8 protein-coding genes, 1 pseudogene and 1 CRISPR repeat array are annotated in these 8,023 nt (G+C 71.6%); of the genes and pseudogenes, 4 read left to right on the top strand and 5 right to left on the bottom strand.

Features of this window, described 5'->3' with window-relative positions; translation table 11 throughout:
- Positions 1-363: 363 nt before the first annotated feature.
- A CRISPR array of direct repeats spans positions 364-997; the repeat unit is 38 nt; unit sequence GTTGCGATCCTCGCCCGCCCCGAAGGGCGGGCGCCACC.
- 326 nt (positions 998-1,323) lie between these two features.
- Both AB0J52_RS18900 and AB0J52_RS18895 read right to left on the bottom strand, forming a co-directional pair.
- Positions 1,324-2,121 (bottom strand): endonuclease/exonuclease/phosphatase family protein, encoded by a 798-nt coding sequence (locus tag AB0J52_RS18900; RefSeq protein ID WP_500182892.1) that lies wholly within the window; start codon positions 2,119-2,121, stop codon positions 1,324-1,326.
- Between the two features lie 46 nt (positions 2,122-2,167).
- Positions 2,168-2,770, bottom strand: coding sequence for a TetR/AcrR family transcriptional regulator (locus AB0J52_RS18895; RefSeq protein ID WP_500182891.1), 603 nt, complete (start codon positions 2,768-2,770; stop codon positions 2,168-2,170).
- Between the two features lie 225 nt (positions 2,771-2,995).
- Between AB0J52_RS18895 and AB0J52_RS18890 the strand changes: the two genes are divergently transcribed.
- From AB0J52_RS18890 to AB0J52_RS18880, 3 genes are read left to right on the top strand one after another with little or no spacing between them, the layout of a single operon-like run.
- The gene (locus tag AB0J52_RS18890; protein ID WP_500182890.1) at positions 2,996-3,415 is read left to right on the top strand and encodes a CBS domain-containing protein; all 420 of its coding nucleotides are present in this window, start codon (positions 2,996-2,998) and stop codon (positions 3,413-3,415) included.
- A gap of 5 nt (positions 3,416-3,420) precedes the next feature.
- Positions 3,421-5,883 carry a molybdopterin oxidoreductase family protein gene (locus AB0J52_RS18885; protein ID WP_500182889.1) on the top strand — a complete coding sequence of 821 codons (2,463 nt, stop codon included), beginning with the start codon at positions 3,421-3,423 and terminating at the stop codon, positions 5,881-5,883.
- Positions 5,880-6,362 carry a hypothetical protein gene (locus tag AB0J52_RS18880; protein WP_500182888.1) on the top strand — a complete coding sequence of 161 codons (483 nt, stop codon included), beginning with the start codon at positions 5,880-5,882 and terminating at the stop codon, positions 6,360-6,362. The genes AB0J52_RS18885 and AB0J52_RS18880 overlap by 4 nt, the downstream gene beginning before the upstream one ends.
- A 60-nt stretch (positions 6,363-6,422) precedes the next feature.
- On the opposite strand, the gene AB0J52_RS18875 is transcribed toward AB0J52_RS18880, so the two are convergent.
- Together AB0J52_RS18875 and AB0J52_RS18870 are read right to left on the bottom strand one after the other, a co-directional pair.
- Entirely contained in the window at positions 6,423-6,767 is a 345-nt protein-coding gene (locus tag AB0J52_RS18875; RefSeq protein ID WP_500182887.1) for a PASTA domain-containing protein, read from the bottom strand.
- Between the two features lie 68 nt (positions 6,768-6,835).
- Positions 6,836-7,081 (bottom strand): sulfurtransferase TusA family protein, encoded by a 246-nt coding sequence (locus AB0J52_RS18870; RefSeq protein WP_500182886.1) that lies wholly within the window; start codon positions 7,079-7,081, stop codon positions 6,836-6,838.
- 290 nt (positions 7,082-7,371) lie between these two features.
- Here AB0J52_RS18870 and AB0J52_RS18865 point away from each other — a divergent pair, with 290 nt between their 5' ends.
- Positions 7,372-7,776, top strand: a complete 405-nt coding sequence (locus tag AB0J52_RS18865) for a DUF4440 domain-containing protein (RefSeq protein WP_500182885.1) — start codon at positions 7,372-7,374, stop codon at positions 7,774-7,776.
- Positions 7,777-7,788: 12 nt separating this feature from the next.
- Here the strand turns inward: AB0J52_RS18865 and AB0J52_RS18860 are convergent.
- Positions 7,789-8,023 (bottom strand): annotated as a pseudogene (locus AB0J52_RS18860) (decarboxylase); the annotation flags it as partial.

Here is an 8,023-nt window from a genome sequence, read left to right as displayed (position 1 = left end):
CCTCGCCCGCCCCGAAGGGCGGGCGCCACTCCGCTCGGCCGCCGCGCTGATCCGGCACCGCCTCGCCGTTGCGATCCTCGCCCGCCCCGAATGGCGGGCGCCACCGATGAGATGGGCGACGTGGTGTACCTGCGCCTGGTTGCGATCCTCGCCCGCCCCGAAGGGCGGGCACCACACCACGGCGCGGGCATGTGCTTCGGCGTGCGGGCGATCGAGTTGCGATCCTCGCCCGCCCCGAAGGGCGGGCGCCACCCTCACCCACAGCGAGGCGATACGTGGCTCGTGTCAGGCGTTGCGATCCTCGCCCGGCCCCGAAGGGCGGGCGCCACTCGTGGGGCGAAAGCAAGGCGCTCGCGTCCTGGACGTTGCGATCCTCACCCGCCCCGAAGGGCGGGCGCCACACCTGGTTGGAGCGGCCGGGTTGGGCGCTGACGGTGATGTTGCGATCCTCGCCCGCCCCGAAGGGCGGGCGCCACGACCGCCTGTTGGGCGAGCAGACCTTCGTGGACAGCTTGGTTGCGATCCTCGCCTGCCCCGAAGGGCGGGCGCCACCGGGAGACCCGTTGGGATCGGTTCGCTACGGCGGATGTTGCGATCCTCGCCCGCCCCGAAGGGCGGGCGCCACCAGCCACCCCCTCGACGGCGCCGAACGCATCCTGGAGAGGTTGCGATCCTCGCCCGCCCCGAAGGGCGGGCGCCACCAGGACGGGCATCAGGCCTGTGATGAGGGCGGCGATGTTGCGATCCTCGCCCGCCCCGAAGGGCGGGCGCCACCCCGGCCACCTACGCCAAGTACGTGACTAGCTGGGAGTTGCGATCCTCGCCCGCCCCGAAGGGCGGGCGCCACCCGCGCCATCTTCCGTTCCAGCTTCTCGACCCGGCGGTTGCGATCCTCGCCCGCCCCGAAGGGCGGGCGCCACCAGCGCCGCCTGGACCCGCTCAAGCGTGGCGGTGTCGCCGTTGCGATCCTCGCCCGCCCCGAAGGGCGGGCGCCACGGTAAATGAACTGGCCATACTACTCTGAGTCGCCAAGCGATCAAGAACGGGAATCGGCCATTTGAGTGCGAAACGTCCTAAAGCTTCTTCGGAACCTCCTTGGATATTCGTGGGTGCTGGAGGTTCCGAAGGGGGCGCGCTTTTGCCCTTCGCCGCTCTGACGGCTGGTTCTCCCGGCGATGGGCTGAAAGTGGACAGGGGCTCTGTGGTCGTGCGCGACGTTGGGGAGAGGTCCGTGGTCCGTGATCGATTTTCCTGCAAGCAGGCTCGCCGTCACGCTCGGGAGTGTCGGCGACCCTGCTTTCGTGGGTCCGGCTGTCGTCTGCGTCAGAGGTCGAGTTGGAGGGCTCGGTGGTCGGAGACCTCGGGTGTCGTGAGGACTTCGAAGTTTCGGACGGCTTCTGGGTCGGAGACCAGGAGGTAGCTGGCGCTTCTTAGGGGCTTCTTGTAGCGGGACGTTCTGGTGTCGGACGTGCCGACCAGGTCGGTCAGGCCGATGCCGTTCAGGATCTCGAAGGTCTCGCTGTCGGGCAGGAGGTTCAGGTCGCCGCAGACCACGGTCAGGTCGCCGGCCTCGCGGGCGTCGGTGACCAGGTCGGCGAGGCGCTTCGCTTGCGCTCGGCGGGCCGGGGTGTCGCCCTTGCCCTCCGGGTCGCGCAGGCCGTGCAGCTGGACGACCGTGACGAAGCGGCCGTTCTCGCGGTCCAGGACGCGGACGGCCAAGGCCGCTCGCGGACGGTCGCCGTTCGGCCATTCGTCCTGGTATTCGGCGTACTCGCCGTGGACGAAGCCGGTGCGCGTGCCGACGAGCGGGAACGTCTCGGCGACGAACGTGGCGACACCAAAATCTTGGCGGTGGACGTTGCCGTCGCCGTCGCTGACCGGGCCCGAGTCGCTGGTGGTGAACAGGGCGTGGTGGTCGGGGAGGCGCGTCCGGACGTCGTCCAGCAGGTCGGCGCGCTGCGGGAGTGACCGGTCGGCGTCGTCGAAGCGGGTCCAGCCGTCGAGCGCCGCCGTGTGGGTCACCTCCTGGAGACAGAGGACGTCCGCGCCGCAGGTACCGAGCCAGGGGGCGAGGTCGTCGAACATCGCGCCGCCCCAGGCGTTCAGAGAGATGATCCGCACGGCAGACGAATCTAGTCCGTTCCGGACGCTGGTGCGCGTCGGGTGGCTAGCCGGGCACCTGGACGAAGCGGGCGATCATGTCGTGGAGGTAGGCGCGGAAGCGGGCGATGGCGGGGGGCTCGTCGCTGCCGTGGCTCTGCCCGTCCTGGCCGATGAAGCCGAACTGGACGAACCCGTGGACGCTCCAGATGATGTTCCAGATCGCCAGCTCCAGGTCCACGCCGGGCTGCACCGCGGGCGCCATGACCTGGTACATCGTGGACAGGACGGGTTTGGCGAAGGGCGTCTCGACGTCGAGGTCGGCGGCGTCGCCGGCCCAGCGGTGCATCCACATCCCGACGAACGCGCGGTGCCGCAGGCAGAAGTCCAGGAACGCGTCGCTGATGCCCTGGACCCCGGCGGCGTCCGGGGTGAACGCCTCCAGTGACCCCGCGAGCGACTCCTGCTGCATCTGGTGGAGCCAGGTGAAGACGGCCAGGTAGAGGGTGGGCTTGTCGCCGGCGAGTTCGGTGAGTTCGGAGGTCGTCAGGCCCGCGGCGTCCGCGATGAGCTTGAGGTCGACCACGTCGTACCCGAGGTCGGAGAACAGCCGGGCGGCGGTCTCCAGCACCTGGTCGCGACTCTTGTCCCCTGGGGGTGTCTCCACCATGGCTCCACGGTAGGAGGGCCGGGTCCCGGAAGCCGCGCCGCGACGGCGGAGCAGCCGGTATCAGTACCGTCGCGATAGGTCGACGCTAGGTGAGGACGTATGCCTTGACCGGCGGTTTTCCGGGAAATGGCGGCCGGGGCGTTCCAGGGCGGTTGAAATCCCGGACCAGGGTACGAGCCTCGCTGACGAGGCGTCCGCACGGGACGCCGCCGAGAAGGGGGAACGATGTCGCAGACAGTGGGCGAGCTGATGACCGAACCCGCGACCACGGTCGCGGCGGACACCGACCTGTCCACCGTGGCGCGCCTCATGCGCGACCAGGCGATCGGGAGCGTGGTCGTCACCGGTAACGACGGGACGGTCGGCGTGGTGACCGACCGGGACCTGGTGGTGCGCGGCCTGAGCCGCACCGGTCACCCCGAGACCCTCCCGGTCCGCGAGGTCTGCAGCTTCGACCCGGTCTGCGTGTCCCCCGACGACGAGGTGGCCAAGGCGCTGCGGCTGATGACCGAGAGCAAGGTCCGCAGGCTCCCGGTGGTCAAGGACGGCGAGCCGGTCGGGGTCCTCTCCCTGGGCGACGTGGCGGCCGGGCGGGACGGCGATTCCGTCCTCGGCCAGATCAGCGCGTCGGCGCCGAACGGATGAGGGGGATGGGCCGGACGGACGGCGCGGGCCCGAGGGACGCCATCGCCGAGCCGTGGGGGACCCGGACGCCCTACGGTCCGGGCGGGACATGGCCGGTGCGCGTGGACACCCACCTCGCGGACGGCGTCACCGAGGACGAGGTCGACCGGTGGGTGCGGGCGGCGTCGATGCTGCACTCCAACGGCGACGCGATGGACATCGCGGTCCGGGACGGCCGGATCGTCGGGGTCCGGGGCCGGGCCGACGACCGGGTGAACCGGGGCAGGCTGGACCCCAAGGACCTGTTCGGCTGGCAGGCGGGCGCGTCCCCCGACCGGCTGACCCGCCCGCTCGTCCGGGTGGACGGCGAGCTGGTCGAGACCGACTGGGACACCGCGATGGACCGCGTCGCCGGCCGCGCCAAGACCCTGCTGGACGAGCAGGGCCCTTCCGCCGTCGGCTTCTACACGACCGGCCAGCTGATGCTGGAGGAGTACTACACCCTCGCGGTGATCGCCCACGGCGGTGTGGGGACCAACCACCTGGACGGCAACACCCGGATGTGCACGGCGACCGCCGCGGCGGCGCTCAAGGAAACGTTCGCGAGCGACGGGCAGCCGGGCTCCTACACCGACATCGACCACGCCGACGTGATCGCGCTGTTCGGCCACAACATGGCCGAGACGCAGGCGGTGCTGTGGTCGCGGGTGCTGGACCGGCTCGCCGGGCCGGAGCCTCCAGCGATCCTGTGCGTGGACCCGCGTCCGACGCCGTCGGCCCGTGCCGCGACCCTGCACTTGGCGCCGCGTCCGGGCACCAACGTCGCCCTGATGAACGGGCTGCTGCACGAGATCATCGCGGCCGGGCACATCGACCGCGACTACCTCGACGCGCACACCGTCGGCTTCGACGAGCTGGAGGAGCGGGTCAAGGAGTACCCGCCCGAGCGGGTGGCGGAGATCTGCGGCGTCCCGGCCGAACGGATCCGGGAGGCCGCGCGCCTGCTCGGCACGGCCGAGCGGCTCACCTCGACGGTGCTGCAGGGCTTCTACCAGTCGCACCAGGCGACTGCGGCGGCCGTGCAGGTGAACAACCTGCACCTGGTGCGGGGCATGCTGGGGCGTCCGGGGTGCGGTGTCCTGCAGATGAACGGCCAGCCGACCGCGCAGAACACCCGCGAGTGCGGCGCGGACGGCGACCTGCCCGCCTTCCGCAACTGGTCCAACGACGCCCACATCGCCGAACTGGCGAAGGTCTGGAACATCGAGCCGGAGCGGATCCCGCACTACGCGCCGCCCACGCACGCCATGCAGATCTTCCGGTACGCCGAGCAGGGCTCGATCCGGATGCTGTGGATCAGCGGCACCAACCCGGCGGTCTCGCTGCCCGAGCTCGCGCGGATCCGGTCGATCCTCGCCCAGGAGGGCTTGTTCGTCGTCGTCCAGGACCTGTTCCTGACCGAGACGGCCGCGCTCGCCGACGTGGTGCTGCCCGCCGCGACCTGGGGCGAGAAGACCGGCACGTTCACCAACGCCGACCGCACCGTCCACCTGTGCGAACGCGCCGTGGCGCCGCCCGGCGAGGCGCGGTCCGACCTCGACATCTTCCTGGACTTCGCGTCCCGGATGGGCCTGAAGGACAAGGACGGCGGCCCGCTGGTCCACTGGACCGACCCGGAGTCGGCGTTCGAGGCGTGGAAGGAGTGCAGCCGGGGGCGGCCCTGCGACTACACCGGCCTCAGCTATGCCAGGCTGCGCGAGCGCGGCGGCATCCAGTGGCCGTGCGACGAGAGCCGTCCGGACGGCACCGAGCGGCTCTACGCCGACGGCGCGTTCTTCGCCTCCCCGGACTACTGCGAGAGCTACGGCCGCGACCTGGTCACCGGCGCCCCCGTCGAGCCGGTCGAGTACCGGGCGCTGAACCCGGCCGGCAAGGCGGTCATCAAGGCGTCCGCCTACCTGACGCCGCACGAGCAGACCAGCGACGACTTCCCGCTGCGGCTCATCACCGGCCGGACGCTCTACCACTTCCACACCCGCACCAAGACCGGCCGCGCGCCGCAGCTCCAGCAGGCCGCGCCCGAGGTGTGGGCGGAGCTGTCCGCCGTGGACGCCGAGGCGCTCGACGTCGCCGAGGGCGACCTGGTGGAGGTGACCACGCCGCGCGGGACGGTCCGGGCCCAGGCGCGGATCACCGCGATCCGCGACGGCGTGGTGTTCCTGCCCTTCCACTACGGCTACTGGGACGAGCCCGAGGACGCGGGCCGGCACCAGCGCGCGGCGAACGAGCTCACCCTCACCGACTGGGACCCGGCGTCCAAGCAGCCGATCTTCAAGACGGCCGCTGCGCGGGTCGCCCTCGTCCGGCGCGGGGACGGGCCCGCGAACGCGCCGACCCTGACGGCCTCGGCTCCGCTCGACCCGGGGTTCAACGCGACCGCCGGCGGCGCGACCGCCGTCGCCGACCAGCGCTTCGGGGAGCGGCCATGAAACTCGGAATGCTGCTGCGCGACCTGCACCACCGCGAGAATGCCCTGGCGCGCGACCTGCTGCGGATCTCCGAACGCAACGCCGCCGACCACGAGGTGTACCACCTCGCCCGCGACCTGGCAGTCTGGTCGCAGGACCATGTGACGGCCCTGGCGGACGCCGCGCCGCGCTACGACCTCAAGCTCGACGCCGAGCCGGACTCCGACGCGTCCCTCGGGCAGCGCCTGCGGGAGAAGACCGGGGACCTGCTCGGTCGGCAGAGCGAGGCGGGCCTGCTGTTGCTGCACGACCTGCGGAAAGTCTACGTGGACGCGTCGGGCATATCCCTGGACTGGGAGACCGCCGGGCAGGTCGCGCAGGCGACCAAGGACACCGACCTGCTCGCCCTCGTCAGCCGCTGCCATCCGGACACGCTCCGCCAGGTCCGCTGGGCGAACGCGAAGATCAAGGAGACCAGCCCGCAGATCTTCACGTCCTGACCCGACCGCCGTCGCGCGAGGGCGGTCGCCGTTCGCCCGGGCACACGCTGATCAGCGGTGTCAGTCGGTGTACTTCTTGCTGTAGAGGGTGACCGTCGTGCCGGACGAGACGCGGGCGCCGGCGGTGGGGAACTGGCGGACGACCACCCAGCTGCGGTCGACGAGCAGCTTGCGGCCGCGTCCGGTGGCGTCCCGCTCGGCGAGGTTGCGCAGGCCGCGCGACTGCATCAGGTTCTGCGCCTTCTGGTGGTTCATCCCGACCACGCTCGGCACCGTGACCATCTGACCGGCACGCCGGACCGTGCCGTGGCGGCGGTGGGAATGGGCCGAGCCGCCGCACCCGGCGACCACGAGGGCCGTGGCGAGGGCGACGGGGGCGACGAACCTGCGAGTGGACGGCAACACGTGCTCCCGGAACAGAGGAAAGTGACGCGTTCTCGGACGCACCACCCCGCCCCCGGGTTCCCGCCGGTTCAGTTCTGCTGGGCGGCCGGGCGCCAGGGGGCGTCCGGCCTGGTGGGGCGGGCGTCGGCGGCGACGCGGAGGGCGTAGGCGGGGGTGCCCGCCGGCTCCGGGATGGGACCCAGGTAGTGGTGGCCGGTGAGGTGGCACCACGCGGGCAGGTCGATCGGCGCGGCCGGATCGGAGGCCAGCAGGTGGACGAGCGTGCCCGGCGAGAGCCCGGCCAGATGGGAGCGGAGTTCGAGCAGGAGCCTCACGCAGGCTTTGTCGCCACCGTCGATGACGACCGGTTCTTCCGGACGGCTTGTCACAGGACTGCTTTCGCGGCGTGGCAGGGGAGAGCGGACCGGCCCCATTATCGCCCCGGATCACCGCCCAGCGCCCGCGATGGCCCGAACCCCGCGCTGAGCCCCCCGCGCTGAGCCCCCCGCGCTGAGCCCCCCGCGCTGAGCCAGGCGTCCCCGAGGGGACGAGCCGCCTCGGCCTACAAGATCACTTAGCCCTAGGCTGGACCAATTTCCTCGCACACCCTGAAGAACGGACCACCGTGACCACCATCGCGAACCCCGACGACCGCGCGACGCTGCTCGCCCACGACCAGCGCTTCTTCGACGCCCTGGTCGCAGCGGACACAGCCCGCCTGGACGACCTGCTCGCCGACGACTTCATCCTCGTCGCCGTCAACGACGGCGCCGCCGTCACCAAGGCCGACCTCCTTGGCGCGATCGACGCGGGGCTGCGGTTCCCGGCCATCGAGTCCCACCACGCGGAGGCCGTCGTGCGCCGCGTCGCCGACGTCGCCATCGTCGTCGGCCGGACGAGCATGAACTTCACCGGTGCCGAGGGCGCCTCCTTCACCAGCGCCAGCCGCTACACCCACGTCTTCGCCTTCGACACCGCCACCGGGTGGCGGCTGCTCTCCGCGCAGGGCACCCAGATCGCCCGGTCCTGAACCCGGCTCCGCTCAGACCTGGATGATGGTGATGCCCGCGGCTTCGAGCTTCTCCAGTTCGTCGCGCGGCGCGGACGCGTCGGTGATGACCGCGTCCAGGTCGGTGACGGGGCAGACGTAGCCGAGGCCGGTGCGGCCGAACTTGGAGCCGTCGCAGACCGCGATCCTGCGCTGGGCCGCGGCGATGGCGGCCCGCTTCACCGGCACCTCGGCCAGGTCGTGCGCGGTCAGCCCGTGCTCCGCCGAC

This window comes from Spirillospora sp. NPDC049652 (genome assembly GCF_040675125.1).
Taxonomy (GTDB): Bacteria; Actinomycetota; Actinomycetes; order Streptosporangiales; family Streptosporangiaceae; genus Spirillospora.
This window is presented reverse-complemented; position numbering and strand designations above follow the sequence as displayed.

Coding starts and splice junctions, on each gene's coding strand:
- AB0J52_RS18885 (WP_500182889.1), top strand. CDS start 3,421: ATGGGCCGGACGGACGGCGCGGGCCCGAGGGACGCCATCGCCGAGCCG.
- AB0J52_RS18880 (WP_500182888.1), top strand. CDS start 5,880: ATGAAACTCGGAATGCTGCTGCGCGACCTGCACCACCGCGAGAATGCC.
- AB0J52_RS18890 (WP_500182890.1), top strand. CDS start 2,996: ATGTCGCAGACAGTGGGCGAGCTGATGACCGAACCCGCGACCACGGTC.
- AB0J52_RS18895 (WP_500182891.1), bottom strand. CDS start 2,770: ATGGTGGAGACACCCCCAGGGGACAAGAGTCGCGACCAGGTGCTGGAG.